This is a genomic window from Pseudomonas sp. SYWMCR5 (assembly GCF_057197165.1).
This window is the reverse complement of record NZ_JBXUNH010000001.1, coordinates 1,129,610-1,153,638: the sequence shown is the minus strand read 5'-3', so window position 1 is coordinate 1,153,638 and position 24,029 is coordinate 1,129,610. Positions and strand designations below refer to the sequence as shown.

Annotated in this window: 21 protein-coding genes and 1 pseudogene; 13 read left to right on the top strand and 9 right to left on the bottom strand. The window is 63.1% G+C overall.

The features are described from left to right. The first annotated feature begins 6 nt into the window (after positions 1-6). On the top strand, positions 7-204 hold the full coding sequence (locus AC2CGW_RS05345) for a YbdD/YjiX family protein (RefSeq protein WP_054894051.1): 198 nt from the start codon (positions 7-9) through the stop codon (positions 202-204). An 80-nt stretch (positions 205-284) separates the two neighbouring features. After that, positions 285-1,259, top strand: coding sequence for a GTPase (gene yjiA, locus AC2CGW_RS05340; protein WP_484573633.1), 975 nt, complete (start codon positions 285-287; stop codon positions 1,257-1,259). A 68-nt stretch (positions 1,260-1,327) separates the two neighbouring features. Here yjiA and glyA read toward each other — a convergent pair whose 3' ends face one another. Next, entirely contained in the window at positions 1,328-2,581 is a 1,254-nt protein-coding gene (gene glyA, locus AC2CGW_RS05335) for a serine hydroxymethyltransferase (protein ID WP_054894053.1), read from the bottom strand. 363 nt (positions 2,582-2,944) lie between these two features. After that, positions 2,945-5,929: pseudogene (locus tag AC2CGW_RS05330) on the bottom strand (sensor domain-containing protein); the annotation flags it as partial. A 1,207-nt stretch (positions 5,930-7,136) separates the two neighbouring features. Here AC2CGW_RS05330 and AC2CGW_RS05325 point away from each other — a divergent pair. The 3 genes from AC2CGW_RS05325 (at position 7,137) to gdhA (ending at position 11,012) form a co-directional block, all read left to right on the top strand. Next, positions 7,137-7,541: a hypothetical protein gene (locus AC2CGW_RS05325; protein WP_426352657.1), complete on the top strand. Its 405-nt coding sequence runs from the start codon at positions 7,137-7,139 to the stop codon at positions 7,539-7,541. Positions 7,542-7,704: 163 nt separating this feature from the next. Next, positions 7,705-9,372 carry an energy-dependent translational throttle protein EttA gene (gene ettA, locus AC2CGW_RS05320; RefSeq protein WP_186668368.1) on the top strand — a complete coding sequence of 556 codons (1,668 nt, stop codon included), beginning with the start codon at positions 7,705-7,707 and terminating at the stop codon, positions 9,370-9,372. Positions 9,373-9,671: 299 nt separating this feature from the next. Further along, a complete protein-coding gene (gdhA, locus tag AC2CGW_RS05315) occupies positions 9,672-11,012 on the top strand; it encodes an NADP-specific glutamate dehydrogenase (protein WP_186668366.1) in 1,341 nt (446 codons plus the stop codon). A gap of 123 nt (positions 11,013-11,135) precedes the next feature. Here gdhA and AC2CGW_RS05310 read toward each other — a convergent pair whose 3' ends face one another. The 4 genes from AC2CGW_RS05310 to AC2CGW_RS05295 form a co-directional block, all read right to left on the bottom strand. After that, complete coding sequence (locus AC2CGW_RS05310; protein ID WP_186721514.1) at positions 11,136-11,633, bottom strand: GreA/GreB family elongation factor; 498 nt, start codon at positions 11,631-11,633, stop codon at positions 11,136-11,138. Between the two features lie 68 nt (positions 11,634-11,701). Continuing rightward, on the bottom strand, positions 11,702-12,058 hold the full coding sequence (locus AC2CGW_RS05305) for a hypothetical protein (protein ID WP_186668362.1): 357 nt from the start codon (positions 12,056-12,058) through the stop codon (positions 11,702-11,704). A gap of 119 nt (positions 12,059-12,177) precedes the next feature. Further along, complete coding sequence (locus AC2CGW_RS05300; protein ID WP_484573632.1) at positions 12,178-14,031, bottom strand: Lnb N-terminal periplasmic domain-containing protein; 1,854 nt, start codon at positions 14,029-14,031, stop codon at positions 12,178-12,180. 77 nt (positions 14,032-14,108) lie between these two features. Further along, on the bottom strand, positions 14,109-14,597 hold the full coding sequence (locus AC2CGW_RS05295) for a DUF3015 domain-containing protein (RefSeq protein ID WP_065864072.1): 489 nt from the start codon (positions 14,595-14,597) through the stop codon (positions 14,109-14,111). 253 nt (positions 14,598-14,850) lie between these two features. On the opposite strand from AC2CGW_RS05295, the gene AC2CGW_RS05290 reads away from it, so the two are divergent. The 5 genes from AC2CGW_RS05290 (at position 14,851) to bamJ (ending at position 19,517) form a co-directional block, all read left to right on the top strand. Beyond that, positions 14,851-17,289: a Lon protease family protein gene (locus AC2CGW_RS05290; protein ID WP_186668359.1), complete on the top strand. Its 2,439-nt coding sequence runs from the start codon at positions 14,851-14,853 to the stop codon at positions 17,287-17,289. Between the two features lie 160 nt (positions 17,290-17,449). Next, on the top strand, positions 17,450-17,788 hold the full coding sequence (locus AC2CGW_RS05285) for a PA4575 family protein (protein WP_186668357.1): 339 nt from the start codon (positions 17,450-17,452) through the stop codon (positions 17,786-17,788). Between the two features lie 99 nt (positions 17,789-17,887). After that, positions 17,888-18,376, top strand: a complete 489-nt coding sequence (locus AC2CGW_RS05280; protein WP_003247486.1) for a TIGR00645 family protein — start codon at positions 17,888-17,890, stop codon at positions 18,374-18,376. Positions 18,377-18,507: 131 nt separating this feature from the next. Further along, a complete protein-coding gene (locus AC2CGW_RS05275; RefSeq protein ID WP_186721516.1) occupies positions 18,508-18,813 on the top strand; it encodes a DUF6482 family protein in 306 nt (101 codons plus the stop codon). Between the two features lie 86 nt (positions 18,814-18,899). Continuing rightward, complete coding sequence (gene bamJ / locus AC2CGW_RS05270; protein ID WP_186668353.1) at positions 18,900-19,517, top strand: BamJ family beta-barrel-assembly machinery protein; 618 nt, start codon at positions 18,900-18,902, stop codon at positions 19,515-19,517. Between the two features lie 164 nt (positions 19,518-19,681). On the opposite strand, the gene AC2CGW_RS05265 is transcribed toward bamJ, so the two are convergent. The 3 genes from AC2CGW_RS05265 to AC2CGW_RS05255 form a co-directional block, all read right to left on the bottom strand. Next, positions 19,682-19,927 (bottom strand): PA4570 family protein, encoded by a 246-nt coding sequence (locus AC2CGW_RS05265; RefSeq protein ID WP_186668351.1) that lies wholly within the window; start codon positions 19,925-19,927, stop codon positions 19,682-19,684. Between the two features lie 146 nt (positions 19,928-20,073). Next, entirely contained in the window at positions 20,074-20,415 is a 342-nt protein-coding gene (locus tag AC2CGW_RS05260; RefSeq protein ID WP_186668349.1) for a zinc ribbon domain-containing protein YjdM, read from the bottom strand. 173 nt (positions 20,416-20,588) lie between these two features. After that, the gene (locus tag AC2CGW_RS05255) at positions 20,589-21,557 is read right to left on the bottom strand and encodes a polyprenyl synthetase family protein (RefSeq protein ID WP_065864077.1); all 969 of its coding nucleotides are present in this window, start codon (positions 21,555-21,557) and stop codon (positions 20,589-20,591) included. A gap of 244 nt (positions 21,558-21,801) precedes the next feature. Between AC2CGW_RS05255 and rplU the strand changes: the two genes are divergently transcribed. The 3 genes from rplU to cgtA all read left to right on the top strand — a co-directional run bounded on the left by rplU (position 21,802) and on the right by cgtA (position 23,823). Beyond that, positions 21,802-22,116 carry a 50S ribosomal protein L21 gene (gene rplU, locus AC2CGW_RS05250; protein WP_003247466.1) on the top strand — a complete coding sequence of 105 codons (315 nt, stop codon included), beginning with the start codon at positions 21,802-21,804 and terminating at the stop codon, positions 22,114-22,116. 38 nt (positions 22,117-22,154) lie between these two features. Beyond that, a complete protein-coding gene (gene rpmA, locus AC2CGW_RS05245; protein WP_029614211.1) occupies positions 22,155-22,412 on the top strand; it encodes a 50S ribosomal protein L27 in 258 nt (85 codons plus the stop codon). Between the two features lie 187 nt (positions 22,413-22,599). Continuing rightward, the gene (gene cgtA, locus AC2CGW_RS05240) at positions 22,600-23,823 is read left to right on the top strand and encodes an Obg family GTPase CgtA (RefSeq protein WP_186668347.1); all 1,224 of its coding nucleotides are present in this window, start codon (positions 22,600-22,602) and stop codon (positions 23,821-23,823) included. The last annotated feature ends 206 nt before the right edge of the window (positions 23,824-24,029 follow it).

The window sequence follows — 24,029 nt, the reverse complement described above, 5'->3', positions numbered from 1 at the left end:
GCAGCGATGTTCAACGACCTGGGGCGACTGGGTAAGTATCTGGGGCAGGCTGCCCGACTGATGGTCGGCATGCCCGATTACGACACCTATGTCGAGCACATGCAGAACAAGCATCCGGACAAGCCGGTGATGAGCTACGAGGACTTCTTCAAGGAGCGCCAGGAAGCCCGTTACGGTGGCAAGGCCGGCCCCAAGTGCTGTTGAGTCTGTAACTTGCTTGAACCTGTGGGAGCCCGCGCAATCGGGCTCCCACAGTCATTTTCGGCTTCAATGGAGGCAAACGCGTGCATACCCCGATTCCCGTCACCGTGCTCACCGGCTTTCTCGGTGCCGGCAAGACCACCCTGCTCAAGCACATGCTCAAGGCCGAGCATGGCCTGAAGATCGCCGTGATCGAAAACGAATTCAGCGAGGCGGGCATCGACAGCCAACTGCTGGGCGACGAACCGGTACAGGTGATGACCCTGGCCAACGGTTGTGTGTGCTGCAGCATCCATGGCGACCTTACCCGTGCCCTGTACCTGCTGCTCGAACGCCAGGATGCCGGTGAAATCGCCTTCGATCGCCTGGTGATCGAGTGCACCGGCCTCGCCGACCCGGCGCCGGTGGCGCAGACCTTCTTCATCGACGAGGAGCTGCGCGAACGCTACATCCTCGACGGCATCATCACCCTGGTAGACGCCAAGCATGCCGAGTTCCACCTGACCCAGGCCATCGCCCAGGCCCAGGTCGGGTTTGCCGATCGCCTGCTGCTGAGCAAGACCGACCTGGTCGAAGCAGACGTGGTCGACGCGCTGCGCGAGCGTTTGGCGCGGATCAATGGCCGCGCACAGATCCGCGTGGTCGAGCATGGCCGTATCGACCTGGCTGAGCTGCTCGATGTGCGCGGTTTCAACCTCAACCCGGACTTGGGGCTGAGCCCGAGGCCGACCCTGCGTCCGGTGCTCAAGCCCGCGACCCCGGACCGTATCTCCACCCTTGTGCTACGCACGGAAAAGCCGCTGGACATCGACCGCCTCAGCGACTTCATGAACCAGTTGCTGGAAGACCATGGCAAGCAATTGCTGCGTTACAAGGGGGTGTTGAACATCGCCGGGGAGGACCGTCGGCTGGTGTTTCAGGGCGTGCTCAAACTGTATGGCTTCGACTGGGATGCCGAGTGGAAGGAGGGTGAGGTGCGCGAAAGCGTGATGGTGTTTATCGGTGATGAGCTGCCGCAAGACCGGATACGCGAGGATTTTGCCGCGTTGGCTGGCTGACAGGTGCGCAAGACATAAGCAAAAAGCCCGGCACAAGGCCGGGCTTTTTCACATCAGGCGATTGCCAATCAGTTGCCGTACACCGGCAGCTTCTTGCAGATGGCCTTGACCTTCTCACGCACGGCGTCGATCACCGCTTCGTTGTTCAGGTCGGCGAGGATGTCGCAGATCCAGCCGGCCAGCTCGCGGCACTCGGCTTCCTTGAAGCCACGGGTGGTGACGGCCGGGGTGCCGAAGCGCAGGCCCGAGGTGACGAACGGCGAACGTGGGTCGTTCGGGACCGAGTTCTTGTTCACGGTGATGAAGGCTTTGCCCAGCGCGGCGTCAGCGTCCTTGCCCGAGATTTCCTGCTTGATCAGCGACAGCAGGAACAGGTGGTTTTCGGTGCCGCCGGAAACGACGTCGAAACCACGCTCGATGAACACGCTGGCCATGGCCTGGGCGTTCTTCACTACCTGCTGCTGGTAGGCCTTGAACTCAGGCTGCAGGGCTTCCTTGAAGCAGATCGCCTTGGCGGCGATGACGTGCTCCAGCGGGCCACCCTGGGCGCCCGGGAAGACTGCGGAGTTCAGCTTCTTCTCGATGTCGGCGTTGGCACGGGCCAGGATCAGGCCGCCACGTGGACCACGCAGGGTCTTGTGGGTGGTGGTGGTGACCACGTCGGCGAATGGAACCGGGTTCGGGTAGACGCCAGCGGCGACCAGGCCAGCGACGTGGGCCATGTCGACGAACAGGTAGGCACCGACCTTGTCGGCGATTTCGCGGAAGCGGGCGAAGTCCAGGACTTGCGAGTAGGCGGAGAAGCCGGCGACGATCATCTTCGGCTTGTGCTCGACAGCCAGGCGCTCGACTTCGTCGTAGTCGATCAGGCCGTTGCCGTCGATGCCGTACTGAACGGCGTTGTACAGCTTGCCCGAAGAGCTGACGCTGGCGCCGTGGGTCAGGTGACCGCCGTGGGCCAGGCTCATGCCCAGGATGGTGTCACCGGCCGACAGCAGGGCCAGGTAGACGGCAGCGTTGGCCTGGGAGCCGGCGTGCGGCTGGACGTTGGCGTAGTCGGCGCCGAACAGTTCCTTGGCGCGGTCGATGGCCAGTTGCTCGACGACGTCGACGTACTCGCAACCGCCGTAGTAGCGCTTGCCTGGGTAGCCTTCTGCGTACTTGTTGGTCAGAACCGAGCCCTGGGCCTCCATGACCGCTGGGCTGGTGTAGTTTTCCGAAGCGATCAGCTCGATATGCTCTTCCTGGCGCAGGGCTTCTTGCTGCATGGCTTCGAAGAGCTCGGCGTCGTACTTGGCAATGGTCAAATCACGGCTGAACATGGCGGTCCTCAAGGATCGGGGCTGAATTGGGATGGCATTCTAACCGATTGGGTCGGGCCTGGCATATGAAGTGGCATCAAGTCGCGGACCAGTGGGCTTCATGTTGCAGACCGCGCGGGGACTGGGCTGAGACGGGGCGCTAGTTGACTCCGAAGTCCGTTTTTTCGATGTCTGGTGGAGGCTGGATTGGTGTCCAGCTTCTTCGGGCAGTCCACCCTGGAGGAGCGGGCTTGCCCGCGAAAAAGACACCGCGCTGCCCGGCACGGGCTACGCCCGTGTTCGCCGGAAAAGCCCGCTCCTACAGGGATTGGGGCTGGCCTTTGGATTTTGAACAGAGCAGGGATCGCGCAGGGTCGTTATTTCTTACTGGAACATGAACAAGGTTTCGTTGCTGAACTGCGCCTCGAACTGGTTGGCCGGCATCGGCCGGCCGAAGAGGTAGCCCTGGACTTCGTCGCAGCCGTGCTCACGCAGGAACTCCAGCTGTTCATGCGTTTCCACGCCTTCGGCGATCACCGCCAGGTTGAGGCTGTGGGCCATGGCGATGATTGCCCGCGCGATCTGCGCATCCTGCTCGCCTTCGGGCAGGCCGTCGACGAAGGTGCGGTCGATCTTCAGCACGTCGATGGGGAACTGCTTGAGGTAGTTGAGCGACGAATAGCCCGTGCCGAAGTCGTCCACCGCGATGCTCAGGCCCAGGTTCTTCAGGCTGTCGAGGATCTGCATGGCCTCGTTGACCTCGCGCATCAGGATACTTTCGGTCAGCTCCAGCTCCAGGCACGCCGGCGGCAGGCCGGTTTCTTCGAGAATGGTCGCGATCCGCGTCCCCAGCTGGCCGTCGGAGAACTGCCGCGCCGAGATGTTCACCGACACCTTGGGCACCCGCACCTTGGCCTTGTGCCAGGCCTTGAGCTGGCGACTGGCCTCGCGCAACACCCAGTCGCCGACGTCGACCACCAGGCCCAGTTCCTCGATCACCGGGATAAAGTCGCCCGGCGGCACCAGGCCGCGACGTGGATGGCGCCAGCGCAGCAGCGCTTCGGCGCCGGTCAGGCGCTTGCCGTCGCCGCTGAACTGCGGCTGGTAGTAAAGCATGAACTCGTTCTGCTCCAAGGCGTGGCGCAGATCGCTTTCCAGCTCCAGGCGCTCCAGGGCACTGGCGTTCATGTCGGCCTGGTAGAACTGGAAGTTGTTCTTGCCGCGCTCCTTGGCGTGGTACATCGCCGTGTCGGCGTTCTTCATCAGTTGGCTCAGCTCGTTGCCGTCCTGCGGGCTGAGGGCGATGCCGATACTGGCGGTGACGAAGAACTCGCGATTCTCCAGCACGAATGGCCGCACCAGGCTGGCGAGGATGTTCTCGGCCACATGAATGGCGCGGTTCAGCGCCATTTCGCGGCTGGTACGCGACTGCAGCAGCAGGGTGAACTCGTCGCCGCCCATGCGCGCCACGGTGTCGTCTTCATCGACACAGGCCAGCAGGCGCTCGGCCATGTCCTTGAGCATGCGATCGCCTGCGGCGTGGCCGAGGGAGTCGTTGATCGGCTTGAAACGGTCGAGGTCGAGGAACATCAGCACCACCCACGACTTGTGCCGCTCGGCCTGCTGCAATGCCGTGTGCAGGCGGTCCTGGAACAGCGTGCGGTTGGGCAGGTGGGTGAGGGCGTCGTAGTACGCCAGGCGGTGGATGCGCTGCTCGCTGGCCTTGCGCTCGCTGATGTCGGTGAAGAAACACACATAGCTGGCCAGGTCGCGCTCATCGTCGAGCACCGCGGTGATACCGACCCAGGCCGGATAGTGCTCGCCGCTGCGGCGCTTGAGCCACACTTCGCCTTCCCAGGTGCCGCGCTGGTTCAGTTGCTTGAGCACATAGCCCAGGTGCGCGTCCTGCTGGCCTTCGACGGTGAGCATGTTCGGGCGCTGGTCGAGTACTTCATCGGGCGCATAGCCGCTGACCCGGCTGAAGGCTTCGTTGACCTGGACGATATAGCCGGCCGGGTCGGTGATCAGGATCGCCGAGGTCGAGTGCTCGAATACCGTCGCCGCCATGCGCAGGTCTTTCTCGGCGCGTCGCTGCTGGCTGATGTCGCGCCCCACCCCAAGCACGCCTTCGAAGCGTTCGTGGTCGTCCCACACCAGCACCAGGCGCAGCTCGATGGGGATCTTGCGACCGTCGGCACGCAGGCAGTCGAACAGGAATACCTGGGTGGGCAGTTGACTGCGCAACTGGCGCAGTTGCTCGCGGTCGTCCAGCGCCTTGCTGACCCGCTCCATGAGGCTCTGCATGCCGCTGAGCTGGGAGGGGTTGGCGATGATCGATGGCCAGCCGTTGTCGAAGATGTAGTCCACCGGATAGCCCAGCACCGTCTGCACCGAGGGGCTGATGTAGTTGAGCTGCAACTGGTTGTCGGTGGAGAAGATCACGTCGCTGATGCTTTCGGCGAGCATCCGGTAGCGCTGCTCGCTGTCACGCAGCGACTGGCTGGCCTCGATCTGCACCGTGACGTCCTTGCCCACGCCGATGATCCGCGTGACCTGGCCTTCGCCATCGCGGGCCAGGACCTGCTCGCGGATGTCGTAGCAGCGCCAGCCGCCGTCGCGGTGGCGGAAGCGCAGTTGGCAGTGCAGCGACTGGCTGTGACCGCTGTCGCGCTGTTGCTGGCGCAGGCTGCGGTAGTGCTCGGCATCCTCGGGGTGCAGCAGCAGCTCCCAGAAGTGATCGCCCATCTGCGCAAGCTCCGAGCGGTCGTAGCCCAGGGTTTGCCCCAGGTGGCGGTTGCTGAAGATCATGCGCCGGTTGTGCACGTCCTGAACGTAGAGCTGGTCGGGTACGGTACGCACGACGTCCGACCAGAAGCTTTCACGTTCGAGCAGCGACAGTTCGACCTGCTTGCGGCTGGTGATGTCGCTGATGCTGAGTATCACGGCCTGATAGTCGCGCCGCTGCTGGGGCAGGCGGGCCATCAGCCACAGGTGCAGCTCGCCTCCCAGTGGCGAGGGCAGGCGTACTTCCAACTCGAACTGCGCGCGCTGTTCGATCAGGGCGTCGAGCAACTGCATGCCTATACTCTCGCGGCCGTCGCCGCTGCCCTCGATCAACCGCTGCCAGGCGCCCTCGTTGCAGGTCACGTTGAGCAACTGGCGTGCAACTTCGTTGATCTCGGTGATCTTCAGTTCCTGCAGCAGGTTGCGGCGCAGGCTCGGCTCCAGTGCCAGGCTCTGCTTGAGCGCGGCGAGGTTGCGCAGGTGGTAGCGATCGAGCTGGCCGGGCAGGCTCGACAGGTCGAGCACGCACAGGGCCACGCCGGTGCTCTCGAAGATATCCTGATAGCGCCGGCGGTCTTCCTGCAGGGCCTGCTGGCGGCGGCGCATGTTGATCAGCGCCAGGCCCGGCAGCAGGGCGCAGAACAGCACCAGCAGGCTCTTGCCCAGCAGGGCCGGCAACAGTTTATCGCGGGCCGAGGCCGGGTCGTGCAGGCCGCGGACCTGCCATGTACTGTTGTCGATGAAGGCCAGCAGCACGCTGTGCAGCGCCGATGGGTTGGCGTGGGCGACACCGCTGCGCTCGATCACTGCGCCGTCACGGCTGTTTTCCAGCAGCCAGAGCGGGTGGAACTGTGTGTTGAGCTTGCTGGTCAGCTCCTGGTAGTAGTCGGCGGACAGGCGCAGCAGCCAGTAGCCGCGATCTTGTTCGGTGGGCTGGCGCAGCAGCAGGTAGACCAGCTGGTTGTCGCTCGAATTACCATAGAAGTAGGCGTTACCCTGGTTCAGACGTACCAGACCGTCGATCGTTTGGCGGTCGGGGCTGTCGCGCAGGCTGTCGCCGCGGATTTGCCCGTTGCTGTCCAGCCAGGCCAGGCCACGCAAGGCCGGCAAGCGTCCCCTCAGTGTCTGCAGCAGCGCCGGCAGGGCCGCAGGCGACGGCGGCTTGACGTAGGGCTGCAGCAGATTCATGGCCTGCTGCGCCTTGAGCGCCATGTTCAGGGTCAGGTGGTGGGCCAGTTCCGCACTCGTCGCCACGCTTTGCTGGCGCAGGTCGGCCTGTGTGTGGCGGAACTGCGAGAACAGTTGCCAGAACAACAGCCCCAGCAGGACCAGGGCCAGCAGGGCAAGCGCACCCTTGAGCGAGCCTCGCAACGAAGCAGGCGGCGCAGGGCGCTGGATGGGCGGTCGGGTGAAGTTGGTCAAGCGTTGGTCCTGCGATTGGGCTGGCGAAGGCAGGGGGGATCATGCACGCGGCATGCCGCCGTGGCGCACTATAAGGCCGGACATACGAAAGCGGCTAGGCTCTGTCTGATATGTATCTGCACTCGCCCATACTGCGTTGAAACGTGGCTCGGAATGCTCATGTACTCCAGTACACTGCGCTTCCTCCCCCCGTTTTGCCTTGTCTGGCCTTCGCGCAGACACATTTCAGACGGACCCTAGCATGCCTTGGATTATGGCAAAGTGCCAGCCGATATGTCTCGTCCCGGCACCGGCCGGGTGTTCGGCAAGCCCCTGCAACCTGTGCGAGAATGCCGGCCGTTTCATAGTCAATGCATCGGAGAAGCACGGTTTGGTTACCCACTATTCCACCAATGGCCTCGATTCCGCCTGTGGGCGCAGCAGTCAGACTTTGGTCAGCACTGCCGTGGCCGACGACGTATCCTGCAAGTCCTGCCAGCGCTCGTTCGCCAAGCCCGACGCGGCGGCTGCCCAGCGCAAGACGCCGTCGCTGGCCGAGCTGCGCAAGTCGGCCAAGGCTGCGCTCGAGCCGGCCGAAGTCGCGGTTGTTGCCGCCGAGGTGAAACCTGCAGCGAAGGTTGTGAGCAAACCGGCGAGCAAGCCGGCCGGCAAGACCGTCGAGACCCCGGCCCGCACCGGCGGTTTCAGCGTCAAGGCCGCCTGGGCCGCGCGCCTGGCCGAAGAAAGCGGGCGGTCGCGCCTGCCGCGCGGCAAGGGCAAGCAGCGTCACGTCTGATCGCTCGCGCAATGCCGACGTGCAGATCCTGCACATGGCAGCCATTCACCAAGACTTGGCGTAGAATGGCCAGCTTTGTTCAACGACACCTCGAATACAGATCGCCCTGACCCGTTCAGGGCGATCGTCGATGTCTTTACCTATCCATATAGAGGGCTTGGTTTTGGCTCAATACGTCTACACCATGCATCGGCTGAGCAAGGTCGTGCCGCCGAAGCGGGAAATTCTCAAGAACATCTCCCTGTCGTTCTTCCCCGGCGCCAAGATCGGCGTGCTGGGCCTGAACGGCGCCGGTAAGTCCACGCTGCTGCGGATCATGGCGGGTGTCGACAAGGAATTCGACGGCGAAGCCCGTCCGATGCCCGACATCAATGTCGGCTACCTGCCGCAGGAGCCCCAGCTGGACCCGAACAAGACCGTGCGTGAAGTGGTCGAGGAAGCGGTCAGCGTGATCAAGGACGCCCAGGCGCGCCTGGACGAGGTCTACGCCGCCTACGCCGACCCGGATGCCGACTTCGACAAGCTGGCCGCCGAACAGGCCAAGCTCGAAGCCATCCTGCAGGCCGCTGACGGTCACAACCTGGAGCGTCAGCTGGACGTCGCTGCCGACGCTCTGCGCCTGCCGGCCTGGGATGCGCGCATCGAGCACCTGTCTGGTGGCGAGAAGCGTCGTGTGGCCCTGTGCCGCCTGCTGCTGTCGGCCCCTGACATGCTGCTGCTGGACGAACCGACCAACCACCTGGACGCCGACTCGGTGGCCTGGCTGGAGCGCTTCCTGCACGACTTCCCTGGCACCGTGGTCGCCATTACCCACGACCGTTACTTCCTCGACAACGTCGCCGGCTGGATCCTCGAACTGGACCGCGGCGCGGGCATCCCGTACGAAGGCAACTACTCGGGCTGGCTGGAGGCCAAGTCGGAACGTCTGGCGCAGGAATCCAAGCAGCAGAGCGCCCACGAGAAGGCCATGAAAGAGGAACTGGAGTGGGTGCGCAAAGGCGCCAAGGCCCGCCAGTCCAAGTCCAAGGCTCGCCTGCAGCGTTTCGAAGAGATGCAGTCGCAGGAGTTCCAGAAGCGCAGCGAGACCAACGAGATCTACATCCCGGCAGGTCCGCGCCTGGGCGACAAGGTCATCGAGTTCAAGAACGTCTCCAAGGGCTATGGCGACCGCGTGCTGATCGACAACCTGTCGTTCTCCATGCCAAAAGGCGCCATCGTCGGCGTTATCGGCGGTAACGGCGCCGGTAAGTCGACCCTGTTCCGCATGCTGATGGGCAAGGAGCAGCCGGACTCGGGCAGCATCGAGATCGGTGAAACCGTGCAACTGGCCTGCGTCGACCAGAGCCGCGAGGACCTGGACGGCAGCAAGACCGTGTTCCAGCAGATCTCCGACGGTTCCGACCAGATCCGCATCGGCAACTACGAGATCCCGTCGCGCACTTATGTGGGCCGTTTCAACTTCAAGGGCGGCGACCAGCAGAAGTTCGTCAAGGACCTCTCCGGTGGTGAGCGTGGCCGTCTGCACCTGGCACTGACCCTGAAAGAGGGCGGCAACGTCCTGCTGCTCGACGAACCGTCCAACGACCTGGACGTCGAGACCCTGCGTTCGCTGGAAGAAGCCCTGCTGGACTTCCCGGGCGCCGCCATCGTGATTTCCCACGACCGTTGGTTCCTGGACCGCGTGGCGACCCACATCCTGGCTTACGAGGACGACTCGAACGTGGTGTTCTTCGAGGGCAACTACACCGAGTACGAAGCCGATCGCAAGAAACGCCTGGGCGACGCTGCTGCCCAGCCGCACCGGGTACGGCACAAGAAGCTGGCGCAGTAAGCCGGTTTTTGCTGCACAAGGATGGGGCCCTCAGGGGCCCCATTTTTGTGCCTTGCTGGGAGCGGTGGTGCTTCATTCGCGGGCAAGCCCGCTTCTAGAAGGGAAGCTTGCCGGTCCAAGCCCTTGTAGGAGCGGGCTTGCCCGCGAATGCCACACCTCGGTGACGGTTTGTATACATTTATATAAAACGCACCAAAAAAATTCAGAAAAACGACATTTTGCCCTGTTCCAGTGCGATTGCTTCTTGATAGAGTCCGGAAAAAATCAATAAGTCCAATCCTCTTGGTGAGATGTCTACCATGATCGAATCCGTCGACCATTTCCTCGCACGCCTGAAGCAGCGTGACCCTGCCCAGCCCGAATTCCACCAGGCTGTCGAAGAGGTGCTGCGCAGCCTCTGGCCGTTCCTCGAAGCCAACCCCCACTACCTGCAGGCCGGCATCCTCGAACGCATGGTCGAGCCGGAGCGTGCCGTGCTGTTCCGCGTGTCGTGGGTCGATGACCAGGGCAAGGTCCAGGTCAACCGCGGCTATCGCATCCAGATGAGCAGCGCCATCGGCCCCTACAAGGGCGGGCTGCGCTTCCACCCGTCGGTGAACCTGGGCGTGCTCAAGTTCCTGGCCTTCGAACAGGTGTTCAAGAACTCGCTGACCTCGCTGCCCATGGGTGGCGGCAAAGGTGGCTCGGACTTCGACCCCAAGGGCAAGAGCGATGCCGAAGTCATGCGCTTCTGCCAGGCATTCATGAGCGAGCTGTACCGCCACATCGGCGCCGACCTCGACGTGCCGGCCGGTGACATCGGTGTTGGCGCCCGTGAGATCGGCTTCATGTTCGGCCAGTACAAGCGCCTGGCCAACCAGTTCACCTCGGTGCTGACCGGCAAGGGCATGACCTATGGCGGCAGCCTGATCCGGCCGGAAGCCACCGGCTACGGCTGCGTGTACTTCGCCGAGGAGATGCTCAAGCGTAAAGACCTGCGAATCGACGGGCGTCGCGTGGCCATCTCCGGTTCTGGCAACGTGGCCCAGTATGCGGCGCGCAAGGTCATGGACCTGGGCGGAAAGGTGATTTCGCTGTCCGACTCCGAAGGCACGCTGTTCTGCGAGGCCGGGCTGAACGACGAGCAGTGGGATGCGCTGATGGAGCTCAAGAACGTCAAGCGTGGCCGCATCAGCGAGCTGGCCGAGCGTTTTGGCCTGGAGTTCCGCAAGGGCCAGACGCCGTGGAGCCTGCCGTGCGATATCGCCCTGCCGTGCGCCACCCAGAACGAACTGGACGTCGAGGACGCCCGCGCCTTGCTGCGCAACGGCTGCGTCTGCGTCGCCGAAGGCGCCAACATGCCGACCACGCTCGAGGCTGTGGATGTGTTCATCGAGGCGGGCACCCTGTTCGCACCGGGCAAGGCGTCCAACGCCGGTGGCGTTGCGGTGTCGGGCCTCGAGATGTCGCAGAACGCCATGCGCCTGCTGTGGACGGCGGGTGAGGTGGACAGCAAGCTGCATGCGATCATGCAGTCGATCCACCATGCGTGCGTGCACTATGGCGAGCAAGCCGATGGCTCGGTCAACTACGTCAAGGGCGCGAACATCGCCGGCTTCGTGAAAGTGGCGGATGCCATGCTGGCGCAGGGGGTGGTCTGATTCGAGATCCTCGGGGCCGCTTTGCGGCCCAATCGCGGGACAAGTCGGAGCGCCGAACCGCCGCTCCCACAGGGATTGGGCTGGTCTTCCTGCAGGAATCGCGATTGGGCTGCGCAGCAGCCTCTAACCCTCGCCCAGGATCTCGACCACCTCGATGGACAGATCCCCCGCCGGCCGCCGCCACAGCACCTCATCCCCAGGCCTTGCGCCAAGCAGCGCCCGCCCCAGCGGTGAACCCCAGTTGATCAGCCCGCGCGCTGCATCGGCCTGATCTTCCCCGACCAGTTGCACCTTGTGCTCCTCATCCTGCTCATCGACAAACCTCACCCGGCTGCCGATCTGCACCTTGTCCTGCGAGGTCGCAGGTGGCACCACCTGGGCGCTCTGTACGCGTGTGCGGAAGTAGCGCAGGTCGCGCTCGGTATCGGCCAGGCGCTGTTTGTCGGCATGCTCACCCTGGGCTTGCAGATCGCTGTGCAGGGCAATGAGCGCCGCCACGCGTTGCTGCAGTTGCGCAAGACCGCTGGCGGTGACGTAGTTGGGCTGGTCGCTGACCCGTCGCTCCACCGGCTGGCTGGCCTGGGCGGCGGCCTGGTCTTCGTTGACGAATGCTCGGCTCATGAACGGCCTCCTTGTTTCTGGAGACCATGGTGAGGGTTGTCGAGTTTCCCTGAATGTCTGGCTGCGACCTAATTGTGACGATAGGCGCGCGCTGCACCGCGGTCTTTTTCCTGCTGCCATTCGCGGTCACGCTCGTCCCAGTAGCGCTCTCGGTACTGGCGCGTGTCTTCGCTGTTCTGCATGGCATGGCACTGACGAAAACCATCGTCCCAACCGCTTTCGTAGCGACGATCGTGGAGGTAGCGCGGGACGTCCTTGCGAAAATCTCCGACCATCAGCCCCGCCGCCTGGCGGCCACTGCTGCAGCCGTCCTGGAAACCATCGGCATAGGCCGGTGGGTAGCCCTGGTCGAGCATCTGCTCGCGGGTGGACTGGCAGCCGACCAGCAGCAGGGTTATCCACAGGGCGAAACCGTACCGCGACATAGACACTGGACCTCCGGGTGATAGGGGAAGTCTAGGTCGTGGATTGTCGCGGCGATGTCAAAACGCCGTCGAAGGATTGCACGTCATGATGCGAATCCCTGTGGCCCCACGCAAAGGTATCAGTACTGGTACCACTTCAACTCCAGCATCACCTCGTTCTGCGCGGTGGCCAGGTGGCTGAACTCGCGCTTGGCGCTCAACCTCAGGCCCAGGTTCTGCGAAATCTCCCACTGCTGGTTCAGGCTCAGGCTGCGCCGCACTTCACCATTGGTGAAGTAATCGCCTTTTGCCTCCAGGGTCATGTTGCCCAGCCCGTTGCGCCACAGCAGGCCACCATTGAAACCGGCCGCCGGCGAGATGAACTCGGCGAAGTCATTGTGATGTTCGACCCGCACCGTACCGAGGGCAAAGCCCAGCAGGCCGTCGGCAAGCTGCCAGGTCCCACCGCCGCCGCCGTTGACGTGGCTGACCAGCACCTCGTCGTCATGCTTGCCCGGCACCCGCTCGAGGCCGCCAGCCACCTGCCACGACCAGGGCTTGAGCAGTTCGTTGCGCGGGGTCAGTGAGCGGATGGTGGCCAGGTCCAGGCGTTGCACCTGCCAGTCGTTGCCCTCGTACTGGCGCAGCTTGAGCTGGAGGATCTCGATCTGTGCGCCGAGCGGGAAGCCGTAGGCGTTGTCGTTGAGGTCGTGGTAGGCCATGCGCAAGCCGTACTCGGCGAAGGCGCGGTCTTCGCGGGTGCCGACACCCAGCTGCCAGGTACGCGACTGATGACCGTCCTCGGGCAGGCCGGGGCGTTCGATCTGCAGCGGTGGCGGCGGGTTGCGGTTGATCGCCCGCAGCAGCTCGAAGCTGCGCCTGGCCTGTTCGGGGTCACGCTCCTGGCCGGTGGCGCGGTAGCGTTCCAGGCGATAGGCGGCATCTTGTACCAAAGCCTGGCGTTCGCGTGGCAGGGTGGTGAACTCAGGGCTCTGCAATTGCGCAGTGTCGGCGCTGACGGCCAATACCTGCTGTTTTTCGTGATGGTCCAGTGGCTCGGCGCGGGCCAGCAGCTCGCGTTCGCGCGATGGCCGGTAGCGCACATCGGACACCAGCCCCGACTGCTTGACTGCCTTGACCGTATCGGTAGGGATGGCGGTGAGCGGGAACTGCGAGGTCAGGTCCAGCCCGGGGCGGGCGACCTGCAGCAGCTCCAGCAGGCGGTAGGAGCAGTTCTCGTCGAAGAAGAAGTAGTCGAACTGCACCTGCTTGAGTTCCCAGACGTGCTCGACCATGCGCCCGGTCTCTTCAGGCGTCAGGTCCAGCTGGTACTCCCACAGGTCGCGGTTCTCCAGGCTGCGGTATTCGGAGAGTTTCTCCTGGTACGGCATCATCGCGAACAGCCCGGGGTAGCCGCCCATCAGGCCTTTCCAGGCGTAGAGGATGCTGTTGTCGCTGCCTTCGATATAGGCGCCGAAGTTGATCGCGTAGCTGAGCAGCGTGGTGTCGTTGCTGCGGGTGTCGGCCTTGTCGATGCGCAGCAGGGTATGGCCGAACATCGAGGACGGGCTGTTGAGGTAGGCCGCCGGGAAGATCAGCACCGCGCTGTGCGGTGCGACGTCGGCGTACCAGCGGCTGTATTCCTGGCAGTCCGGGGTCGGCAGGTCGCTGAGCTGCAGTTGCTCGCGCAGCCAGCGGGTGCGCGCCGGAAAGACGCATTGGGCGTGTTTGTCGCCCAGGTTGGCCGGGGCATACAGCGCATCGACCGTGGCCCGCAGTTCGCGATCCGGATGATGGGCGCCGTCCTCGGCGAGAAAGAATTTGTCGTCGTCCACATAACTGCGCCAACCGCCCAGCTTGGCGGTTTCGTAGTGACCCAGTGCGATCCAGTAGCGGTCGGCGGCCAACTGCTGCACGCGCGCGTCATCCAATGAAGGTGCCGCGTAGGCAGGGGCGCAGGCGCATAACGTCAGGTAGGCGAAGCGTTTGAGCATATCGGGCAACTACTTCTGAATGATGCCGAAGGGAGGCGGGCGAAACCCGCCCCGCAAGCGGGGCGGGCAGGTCGAACTTACGCTTCGGTAGCGTACTTCGCCAGTTGCGGATCTTTTTTCAGGACCGCGATGGTGTTGTTGTGGACATCTTCGGCAGTGACGTTGGCGCTGCTGAAGATCTGCTGGAAGTGGTCGTGGGTGACCGAGGCGAAGTGCGCGCGGTCTTCGGGTTTGACGCCCAGTACTACGGCGTAGGTGGTCAGGGCTTCGCCCTGGCCCTGAGCCATGTCTTCGGACAGTTCGTTCATGGTGCCATTCATGGCCAGCCACGATTTGCCGCCGTAGGTGAGCGCTGCCTTGGTGGAGCAGCCGTTGGTGCCGGAGGTCATGCCGAAGGTGGCGTTACCGGAGGTGCCGTTGGTGGTGGAGGCCAGGAAGTGCGCCGGAGTGCCGCGCTGGCCTTCGAACAGCAGGTTGCCCCAACCGCAGTTCGGGCCGCCTGGCGCTTCGGCCATGGCATTGATCGAAACCGCGGCGAACAAGGTACCCAGAAGAATCCGTTTCATAGCGTTATTCTCTTTTTCGATACGTATCAATGATCAGGGTTGTCTGGCAGTTCACTGCCAGGACGGGGAAGCATTTTACCCACCCGCGCAGTTTGGAGTTTAGGCACGATCCAATAGTTGCGTAGTTGATTGCGAAAAAATCTTGGACAAACCTTTTTAACGCCTGCGACATAAAGTCCCGCGGAGCCTTGCAAGGCGCGCGCCCCCGGCGCCAGAATGCTGCGTATCCGCCCCGCCGAAGTAAGGAAACCCAATGCCCGATCCTGTTGCTGCGCGCCTGCGTCTCGCGCCTGAAGCCCTGACCCGGCGTTTTTCCCCCGAGCAGTTTGCCTTCACCAACACCGATGATCTGGAGCCGTTTCGCGGAGTACTGGGCCAGGAGCGTGCCGTCGAGGCCCTGCAGTTCGGCGTGGCTATGCCACGCCCTGGCTACAACGTCTATGTGATGGGCGAGCCGGGTACCGGCCGCTTCTCCTTCGTCAAGCGCTACCTCAAGGCCGAGGGCAAGCGCCAGCAGACCCCGGCCGACCGGGTCTACGTCAACAATTTCGAAGACACCCGCGAGCCGCGTGCGCTGGAGTTGCCGGCAGGCACTGCTGGCGAGTTCATCGCCGACATGAACGGTTTGATCGGCAACCTGCTGGCGACCTTCCCGGCGGTGTTCGAGCACCCGTCCTACCAGCAGAAGAAGGGCGCCATCGATCGCGCCTTCAACCAGCGCTACGACCGTGCCCTGGATGTGATAGAACGCGCGTCGCTGGAAAAGGACGTGGCGCTGTACCGCGATGCCAGCAATGTCGCCTTCACCCCCATGGCCGAAGGCAAGGCGCTGGATGAGGCCGAGTTCGCCCAGTTGCCTGAAGAGGTCCGCGAGCAGTTCCACGAAGACATCGCCGAGCTGGAGGAGCGTCTCAACGAGGAACTGTCCAGCCTGCCGCAGTGGAAGCGCGAGTCGAACAACCAGCTGCGCGAACTGAACGAAGAAACCATCACCCTGGCCCTGCAACCGCTACTGGCCCCTCTGTCGGAGAAGTACGCCGAGAACGCTGCGGTGTGCGCTTACCTGCAGTCGGTGCAGTTGAACCTGCTGCGCACCGTGGTCGAGCAACTGGTCGACGATGCCAAGACCGACGCGGTGGCGCGCAAGATGCTCGAGGAGCAGTACGCGCCAAGCCTGGTGGTGGGGCATCCGGTCAATGGCGGCGCGCCTGTGGTGTTCGAGCCGCACCCGACCTACGACAACCTGTTCGGTCGCATCGAGTACAGCACTGACCAGGGCGCGCTTTCCACCTCCTACCGCCAGCTGCGTCCGGGGGCATTGCACCGCGCCAACGGCGGCTTCCTGATCCTGGAAGCGGAGAAGATGCTGGGCGAGCCCTTCGTCTGGGATGCGCTCAAGCGTGCGTTGCAGTCGCGCAAGCTGAAAATGGAGTCTCCCCTGGGCGAGCTGGGGCGCATCGCCACCGTCACCCTGACGCCGCAGATGATCCCGCTCAACGTCAAGCTGGTGATCATCGGCTCGCGTCAGCTCTACTACGCGCTGCAGGATCACGACTCGGACTTCCAGGAGATGTTCCGCGTACTGGTCGACTTCGACGAAGACATGCCGATGGTCGACGAGAACCTCGAGCAGTTCGCCCAACTGCTGCGCACGCGCACCAATGAAGAGGGCATGGCGCCGCTGACCAGCGATGCCGTGGCGCGCCTGGCGACCTTCAGCGCGCGCCTGGCCGAGAACCAGTCGCGCCTGTCGGCGCGTATCGGCGACCTGTTCCAACTGGTCAGCGAGGCGGACTTCATCCGCCAGTTGGCCAACGACGAGATGACCGATGCCGGGCACATCGAGCGCGCGCTCAAGGCCAAGGCGACGCGCACCGGGCGGGTGTCGCAGCGGGTGCTCGATGACATGCTCGCCGGCATCATCCTGATCGACAGCGAGGGGGCGGCCATCGGCAAGTGCAACGGCCTGACGGTGCTGGAAGTCGGCGATTCGGCATTCGGCATGCCTGCGCGGATCTCCGCCACGGTCTACCCGGGCGGCAGCGGCATCGTCGACATCGAGCGTGAGGTCAACCTCGGCCAGCCGATCCACTCCAAAGGCGTGATGATCCTCACCGGTTACCTGGGCAGCCGCTATGCCCAGGAGTTCCCCCTGGCGATCTCGGCGAGCATCGCGCTGGAGCAGTCCTATGGCTACGTGGACGGCGACAGTGCTTCGCTTGGCGAGGCCTGTACGCTGATCTCGGCGTTGTCGCGCACGCCACTCAAGCAGTGCTTCGCCATCACCGGTTCGATCAACCAGTTCGGCGAAGTGCAGGCGGTGGGCGGGGTCAACGAGAAGATCGAAGGCTTCTTCCGCCTGTGCGAAGCGCGTGGCCTGACCGGCGAGCAAGGGGTGATCATCCCGCGCGCCAACGTCGCCACGTTGATGCTCGACGAGCGCGTGCTGCAGGCGGTCGAGGCCGGGCGCTTCCATGTCTATGCGGTGAGCCAGGCCGATGAGGCGCTGAGCCTGCTGGTGGGCGAGGACGCTGGTGCGCCCGACGAGAAGGGCGAGTTCCCCGAAGGCAGCGTCAATGCAAGGGTGGTCGAGCGCCTTCGGGCCATCGCCGAGATGATCAGCGAGGAAGAGATCAAGGACGCCGAAAAGGAACGGCTGGAGGAGATGGTGGCTGAGGCCAAGCCTGCCTGAGTCAATAAACCGGCGCTGGCGGCCAAGTGCTACCGTTCAGCGCCGGTTTTCCAGCAATGCTCACCTGTCATCTATGCTGGAACTTAAGGAGTTGTCAGGGTTCAGGATGGAAACAGCCTGTCGTGCAGGCTGAACAGGGCTTCTCAGAGGGGACGCCGCCATGCGCAACCTCAGCCTCACCCGCCAGTGCCTTGGCCTGGTGACCCGCATCGAGTGCAGCATCCGTCCGCTGGCCGGCGACAACGGCATGTGGACCTTGCTGTTTGCCGCCGGCATGGCCGGTGAGCAGCCTTCTGCGATCAAGGCGCAAGGGCCGTTTCATGGGCCGATGGTGGCCGAATCGGTAATGAACGCCATTGTCGACAGCTTGACCCTGCACGGCTACCAGGTGGCCGAGGATCCGCAAATCTGGTGCCTGCACCTGCAGGCGCAATTGCGGCGGATCAATGGCGAGCGTTGTCGCAACCTTGGGGACTACCAGTTCCGTCCGGACAATTGAAGAGGGCTCTGCGGCAACCCGCCGCAGACTTTTGCTGTCATAGATGGCTGGCTATACTCGCGCACGCTTTTTCAGTCATCTCATGAGCCCCTATCCTCCATGGAACGTATTCTCGAAAACGCGATGTATGCCTCCCGCTGGCTACTCGCTCCGATCTATTTCGGCCTGTCCCTGGGCCTGCTGGCGCTGGCGCTGAAATTCTTTCAGGAAGTGGTCCACGTACTGCCCAACGTCTTTGCGCTGAGCGAGGCGGACCTGATCCTCGTGATCCTTTCGCTGATCGACATGTCGCTGGTCGGCGGCCTGTTGGTGATGGTGATGATCTCCGGCTACGAGAACTTCGTCTCGCAACTGGACATCGACGAGAGCAAGGAGAAGCTCAACTGGCTGGGCAAGATGGATTCTTCTTCGCTGAAGATGAAGGTTGCCGCGTCGATCGTGGCCATTTCCTCGATTCACCTGCTGCGCGTGTTCATGGATGCGCAGAACATCTCCACCGACTACCTGATGTGGTACGTGATCATCCACATGACCTTCGTGGTCTCGGCTTTCTGCATGGGTTATCTGGACAAGCTGACCAAGCATTGAGTCGGTGAAGGCCGTTTCGCGGGTTTACCCGCGAAAGGCACGACGCGGCCCGAACGACGGCCCCTTGCCTAATCCCAGCTTCTGTACAAAAAATGAGCACTCATGCGGGGTTTCCGCAGCGAGGTGCATTCATGAATCTGCATCAGCTCAATTCCGAGGCCAGGGCCGGCCACGTCGATGAACTCAACCTGATCGCCATCGAAGGTGGTGACTACCTGCTCGAGGCCCGGATCAAGGGTCACGCCCATCCTCTCCACGCCCCCCGTGGAGAGCGCTTGAGGGTGCACTCGGTCGAAGATGCACGATTGCTCCTGAAAGCCCTGCCGATGCTGTCGATGAATCTGGTGCACTGGTCGGTGCAGGATGAGATGTGCGGCATGGGTAGCCACCCGGAGGAAGACCTCAAGGTCCCGATTTCCCAGCGTTCGGCCTGGTAGCTGCTTCGCGCAGCCCCAGTGTGCTAGGCTGCTTGCCCTTTTCACCAAGGGCGCGGATGCAGTGCGCCCTTAAGCGGAGCAAGCCAATGTCCGAACTCAACCTGTCCACCGACGAATCCCGCGTCAGCTACGGCATCGGCCGTCAGCTGGGCGGCCAGCTGCGCGACAACCCGCCACCGGGTGTGAGCCTGGAAGCGATCCTGGCCGGCCTGACCGACGCCTTCAACGGTGCCGACAGCCGCGTCAGCGAAGCCGACCTGTCTGCCAGCTTCAAGGTTATCCGCGAAGTGATGCAGGCCGAAGCTGCCGCCAAGGCCGAGGCCGCCGCCGCCGAGGGCAAGGCCTTCCTGGTCGAGAACGCCAAGCGTGATGGCATCACCACCCTGGCCTCGGGCCTGCAGTTCGAAGTGCTGACCGCAGGTAGCGGTGCCAAGCCGAGCCGCGAAGACAACGTGCGTACCCACTACCACGGCACCCTGATCGACGGCACCGTGTTCGACAGCTCCTACGAGCGCGGCCAGCCTGCCGAATTCCCGGTAGGTGGCGTGATCGCTGGCTGGACCGAGGCGCTGCAACTGATGAACGCGGGCAGCAAATGGCGCCTGTACGTGCCGAGCGAGCTGGCCTATGGCGCGCAAGGCGTTGGTAGCATCCCGCCGCACAGCGTGCTGGTGTTCGACGTCGAGCTGCTCGACGTTCTGTAAGACTGCGTCGTCTTCATCGCGGGACCAGCCCGCTCCCACATGTGCCCCGCAGGCTCTAATGCGCAGGTGTACTGGTGGGAGCAACTGTCTTGTTCAAAATCTAAAGACCAGCCCAATCCCTGTGGGAGCGGGCTTGTCCCGCGAAGAGGCCGGTAATGCCGGCCTCAATTCCAATCCGTTCCCCCTGGGCGCAACGCCCGCGCATAACAGAACAGAAACAGATTCCTCACCAGCTCCTTAAGTACCCCAGGCTCGCTCGAGCTCAGGCCGTTGAGGTCCAGGTCGCCCTGGTCACGCAGTTCGTCGAGTGCTTCTTCCTCGAGCACGGCACAGACTTCGCCGGTCTCGCGATGGAGGATGCGCAGGTAGGGATGGGGGCGGTCGAGCCAGGCGTCGATCAGGTAGGTCATGGCTATTCTCCTTGGAAAACTTTCCAATGAGAATAATTCTTATTATCAAAATAGCAAGTGACTATTGGATTAATTCTGCCAAAGGGTGCAGATGATCCTGTTGCAGGATCTGTCAGGGCCACCCGAGGGCGGCCCTGCAAATAGCCTCAGACCTTGCGCACGAACTCGGACTTGAGCTTCATCGCGCCGATGCCGTCGATCTTGCAATCGATGTCGTGATCGCCGTCGCACAGGCGGATGTTCTTGACCTTGGTGCCGACCTTGACCACCAGCGAAGAGCCCTTGACCTTGAGGTCCTTGATCACGGTGACGGTGTCGCCATCCTGCAGGACGTTGCCGACCGAATCCTTTTTCACCACGTCATCGCTGTTCGCCTCGGCGTCGCCGATGGCCGACCATTCGTGGGCGCATTCGGGGCAGATCAGTTGGGTGCCATCCTCGTAGGTGTATTCGGAGTTGCAGGCGGGGCAGGGCGGCAAAGTGCTCACTTCGGTTCCTTGGTGTACAGAGGGTTAAAGGCGCACATTGTATAAGGTTTTGCGGCGAAAATGTTTTTTGTCCGCACAAAAGCATTCGCGGGCAAGCCCGCTCCCACAAAAGGCCTGATGTACTTGGGCCCTGTGGGAGCGGGCTTGCCCGCGAATGAAGACGATGCGATCTATCAGTGCGTACGCGCGACCGCGAACTCGCTCAGCTCGACCAGCGCATCACGATATTCGCTCGCCGGCAGCACTTCCAGGCAGGCGATGGCACGGGCGACGTAGTCGCGGGCCATCTGTGCGGTGTAGTCGAGCGCGCCGGAGGCTTCGACGGCGATGCGGATCTGCTCGAGGTCTTCCAGGCCACCCTTCTGGATGGCCTGGCGCACCAGCGCCGCCTGCTCTGGCGTGCCTTCGCGCATGGTGTAGATCAGCGGCAGGGTAGGCTTGCCTTCGGCCAGGTCGTCGCCGACGTTCTTGCCCAGGGTTTCGGAGTCGCCCTTGTAGTCGAGCAGGTCATCGACCAGCTGGAAGGCCACGCCCAGGTGGTCGCCGAAGGTACGCAGGGCCTCGCGCTGTTCGTCGCTGGCGCCGGCCAGCGCCGCGGCGCTGTGGGTCGAGGCTTCGAAGAGCATGGCGGTCTTGCCGCGGATGACGTCCATGTACACCTCTTCGGTGGTGCTGGCATCGCGCACGCGCGACAGTTGCAGCACTTCACCCTCGGCGATCACCCGGGTGGCCTTGGAGAGGATCTGCATGACCGGCATCGAGCCCAGTTCGACCATCATCTCGAACGAGCGCGAATAGAGGAAGTCGCCGACCAGCACGCTCGGGGCGTTGCCCCACAGGGCGTTGGCGGTGGAGCGGCCGCGGCGCATGCCGGACATGTCGACCACATCGTCGTGCAGCAGGGTGGCGGTGTGCAGGAATTCGATGGTCGCGGCCAGCAGGCGCAGGTCGTCGCCTTCGCGGCCCAGGGCCTTGCCGCACAGCAGCACCAGCAATGGGCGCAGGCGTTTGCCACCAGCGGATGTGATATAGTCGCCGATCTTCGATACCAGCGGCACGCGCGAGGTCAGCTGCTTCTTGATGATCTCGTCGACGGCGCTGAAATCGTCAGCTACCGCGCGGTAGAAGGATTGGGGTTGCATCGGCTGCTCCATTGAGGTTGCGCGGCATGCTAGGTCGCGGGTCCCGGTGTGTCAAGGCGCGCTGCCTGCACCCTCGGGGCGGCACTTGCAAGGCTTTGCCGGGTTGCGTACAATCGCGCACCCTAACTTCCTGGGCAGCACCTGCCTTACGCAATTGCACCGGGCCGTTCCAGCCTTGTGCAGCCATGCCAGCCAATACTCATCATATAAAGCGCTGGGTGAGCAGGATTATCGGAGATTCAAAATGTCCTACGCAGTAATCGTTACCGGCGGCAAGCAGTACAAAGTCGCTGAAGGTGAATTCCTCAAGATCGAGAAACTGGAAGTCGCCACTGGCGAATCCGTGACTTTCGATCGCGTTCTGCTGGTTGCCAACGGTGAAGAAGTCACCATCGGTGCTCCAGTCGTCGCTGGCGCCAAAGTAGTGGCCGAAGTGGTTTCGCAAGGCCGCCACGACAAGGTTCGTATCATCAAGTTCCGTCGTCGTAAGCACCACATGAAGCGCATGGGCCACCGCCAGTGGTTCACCGAGATCAAAATCACCGGTATCCAGGCTTAATCCCCTAGGTCCCCTGAATTTATTTGGAGAATTGAACCATGGCTCACAAGAAGGCTGGTGGTAGTACTCGTAACGGTCGCGACTCAGAATCGAAACGCCTTGGCGTGAAGATGTATGGCGGCCAGGTTATCAAGCCGGGCAACATCATCGTCCGTCAGCGCGGCACCGAATTCCACGCTGGCTACGGCGTTGGCATGGGCAAGGATCACACCCTGTTCGCCAAAATCGATGGCGTGATCAAGTTCGAGAAGAAAGGCGAGTTCAACCGCCGTTACGTGAGCATCGTCGCCGCTTAATCGCGACGTCGCTCCAGAAGCCCCGTCATGCGACGGGGCTTTTTCGTTTGTGGTGAGCCTCTTGCAAAGCTGTTTGTCTGGGCTGCCGGCGTTGGTTTCTGATGGTACGGGGCCGCCGCGCTCATTTTTGCAAGAGCCTCAGGGTTTTCTGGTTTTCAGCTCGTCGTCCGACGAGAGGCGGTTTTGAATGAAGTTTGTTGACGAAGTATCGATCCGGGTAAAAGCCGGTGACGGCGGTAACGGTTGCATGAGCTTCCGCCGCGAAAAATTCATCGAGAACGGTGGTCCCAACGGCGGTGACGGTGGCGACGGCGGCTCGGTGTACATGGTGGCCGACGAGAACCTCAACACCCTGGTCGACTACCGCTACACCCGCCACCACGAGGCCCAGCGTGGCCAGAATGGCGGCAGCACCGACTGCACCGGCAAGAAGGGCGAGGACCTGTTCCTGCGCGTGCCGGTCGGCACCACGGTGATCGATGCCTCCACCCAGGAAGTCATCGGCGACCTGATCACCCCCGGTCAGAAACTGATGGTCGCCCAGGGCGGCTGGCACGGCCTGGGCAACACCCGCTTCAAGTCGAGCACCAACCGTGCGCCGCGCCAGACCACGCCAGGCAAGCCGGGCGAACAGCGCGACCTGAAGATGGAAATGAAAGTGCTGGCCGATGTCGGCCTGCTGGGCCTGCCGAACGCTGGCAAGAGCACTTTCATTCGCGCCGTCTCGGCCGCCAAGCCGAAGGTTGCCGACTACCCGTTCACCACCCTGGTGCCGAACCTGGGCGTGGTCAGCGTCGACCGCTGGAAGAGCTTCGTCATTGCCGACATTCCCGGCCTGATCGAGGGCGCCTCCGAAGGTGCCGGCCTGGGTATCCGCTTCCTCAAGCACCTGGCCCGTACCCGTGTGCTGTTGCACCTGGTCGACCTGGCGCCGCTGGACGAGAGCAGCCCGGCCGATGCCGCCGAAGTGATCATCAACGAGCTGGCGCAGTTCAGCCCGGCACTGGTCGATCGTGAGCGCTGGCTGGTGCTGAACAAGGCCGACATGGTGATGGAAGACGAGCGCGACGAGCGTGTGAAGGAAGTCGTCGATCGCCTGAACTGGGATGGCCCGGTCTACGTGATCTCGGCCATCTCCAAGCAGGGCACCGAGAAGCTCAGCCACGACCTGATGCGCTTCCTCGAAGACCGCGCCGACCGCCTGGCCAACGACCCGGCCTACGCCGCCGAGCTCAAGGACCTCGACCAGCGTATCGAAGACGAGGCCCGCGCCCAGCTGCAGGCCCTGGACGACGCCCGTACCCTGCGTCGTACCGGCGTCAAGAGCGTCCACGACATCGGCGACGATGACGACTGGGATGACTTTGAAGACGACGAGGACGGTCCGGAAATCATTTACGTGCGCGACTGACCGGTTGCAGTACACTGGACGCCGCTCTTCGAGCAGTGTGCCGTGATCAGGCTTGGGCGTTGAGCCCATCGCGGGACGAGCCCGCTCCCACAGGTCCGCTGCGATCCTTGTGGGAGCGGGCTTGTCCCGCGATGGCCTCAACCCCCTCTCACGGTACGCCGCTCAAATGAGCGGCGTTTTGGTATCTACAGATTCGACATAGGTTG

What these genes read in the sequence shown, in the direction of transcription:
- AC2CGW_RS05310 (WP_186721514.1), bottom strand. Translation starts at nt 11,633, where the DNA reads ATGAGCCGAGCATTCGTCAACGAAGACCAGGCCGCCGCCCAGGCCAGC.
- AC2CGW_RS05305 (WP_186668362.1), bottom strand. Translation starts at nt 12,058, where the DNA reads ATGTCGCGGTACGGTTTCGCCCTGTGGATAACCCTGCTGCTGGTCGGC.
- AC2CGW_RS05255 (WP_065864077.1), bottom strand. Translation starts at nt 21,557, where the DNA reads ATGCAACCCCAATCCTTCTACCGCGCGGTAGCTGACGATTTCAGCGCC.
- glyA (WP_054894053.1), bottom strand. Translation starts at nt 2,581, where the DNA reads ATGTTCAGCCGTGATTTGACCATTGCCAAGTACGACGCCGAGCTCTTC.
- AC2CGW_RS05265 (WP_186668351.1), bottom strand. Translation starts at nt 19,927, where the DNA reads ATGACCTACCTGATCGACGCCTGGCTCGACCGCCCCCATCCCTACCTG.
- cgtA (WP_186668347.1), top strand. Translation starts at nt 22,600, where the DNA reads ATGAAGTTTGTTGACGAAGTATCGATCCGGGTAAAAGCCGGTGACGGC.
- AC2CGW_RS05290 (WP_186668359.1), top strand. Translation starts at nt 14,851, where the DNA reads ATGCCCGATCCTGTTGCTGCGCGCCTGCGTCTCGCGCCTGAAGCCCTG.
- AC2CGW_RS05280 (WP_003247486.1), top strand. Translation starts at nt 17,888, where the DNA reads ATGGAACGTATTCTCGAAAACGCGATGTATGCCTCCCGCTGGCTACTC.
- bamJ (WP_186668353.1), top strand. Translation starts at nt 18,900, where the DNA reads ATGTCCGAACTCAACCTGTCCACCGACGAATCCCGCGTCAGCTACGGC.
- AC2CGW_RS05285 (WP_186668357.1), top strand. Translation starts at nt 17,450, where the DNA reads ATGCGCAACCTCAGCCTCACCCGCCAGTGCCTTGGCCTGGTGACCCGC.
- AC2CGW_RS05300 (WP_484573632.1), bottom strand. Translation starts at nt 14,031, where the DNA reads ATGCTCAAACGCTTCGCCTACCTGACGTTATGCGCCTGCGCCCCTGCC.
- gdhA (WP_186668366.1), top strand. Translation starts at nt 9,672, where the DNA reads ATGATCGAATCCGTCGACCATTTCCTCGCACGCCTGAAGCAGCGTGAC.
- rplU (WP_003247466.1), top strand. Translation starts at nt 21,802, where the DNA reads ATGTCCTACGCAGTAATCGTTACCGGCGGCAAGCAGTACAAAGTCGCT.
- AC2CGW_RS05345 (WP_054894051.1), top strand. Translation starts at nt 7, where the DNA reads ATGTTCAACGACCTGGGGCGACTGGGTAAGTATCTGGGGCAGGCTGCC.
- rpmA (WP_029614211.1), top strand. Translation starts at nt 22,155, where the DNA reads ATGGCTCACAAGAAGGCTGGTGGTAGTACTCGTAACGGTCGCGACTCA.
- AC2CGW_RS05295 (WP_065864072.1), bottom strand. Translation starts at nt 14,597, where the DNA reads ATGAAACGGATTCTTCTGGGTACCTTGTTCGCCGCGGTTTCGATCAAT.
- AC2CGW_RS05275 (WP_186721516.1), top strand. Translation starts at nt 18,508, where the DNA reads ATGAATCTGCATCAGCTCAATTCCGAGGCCAGGGCCGGCCACGTCGAT.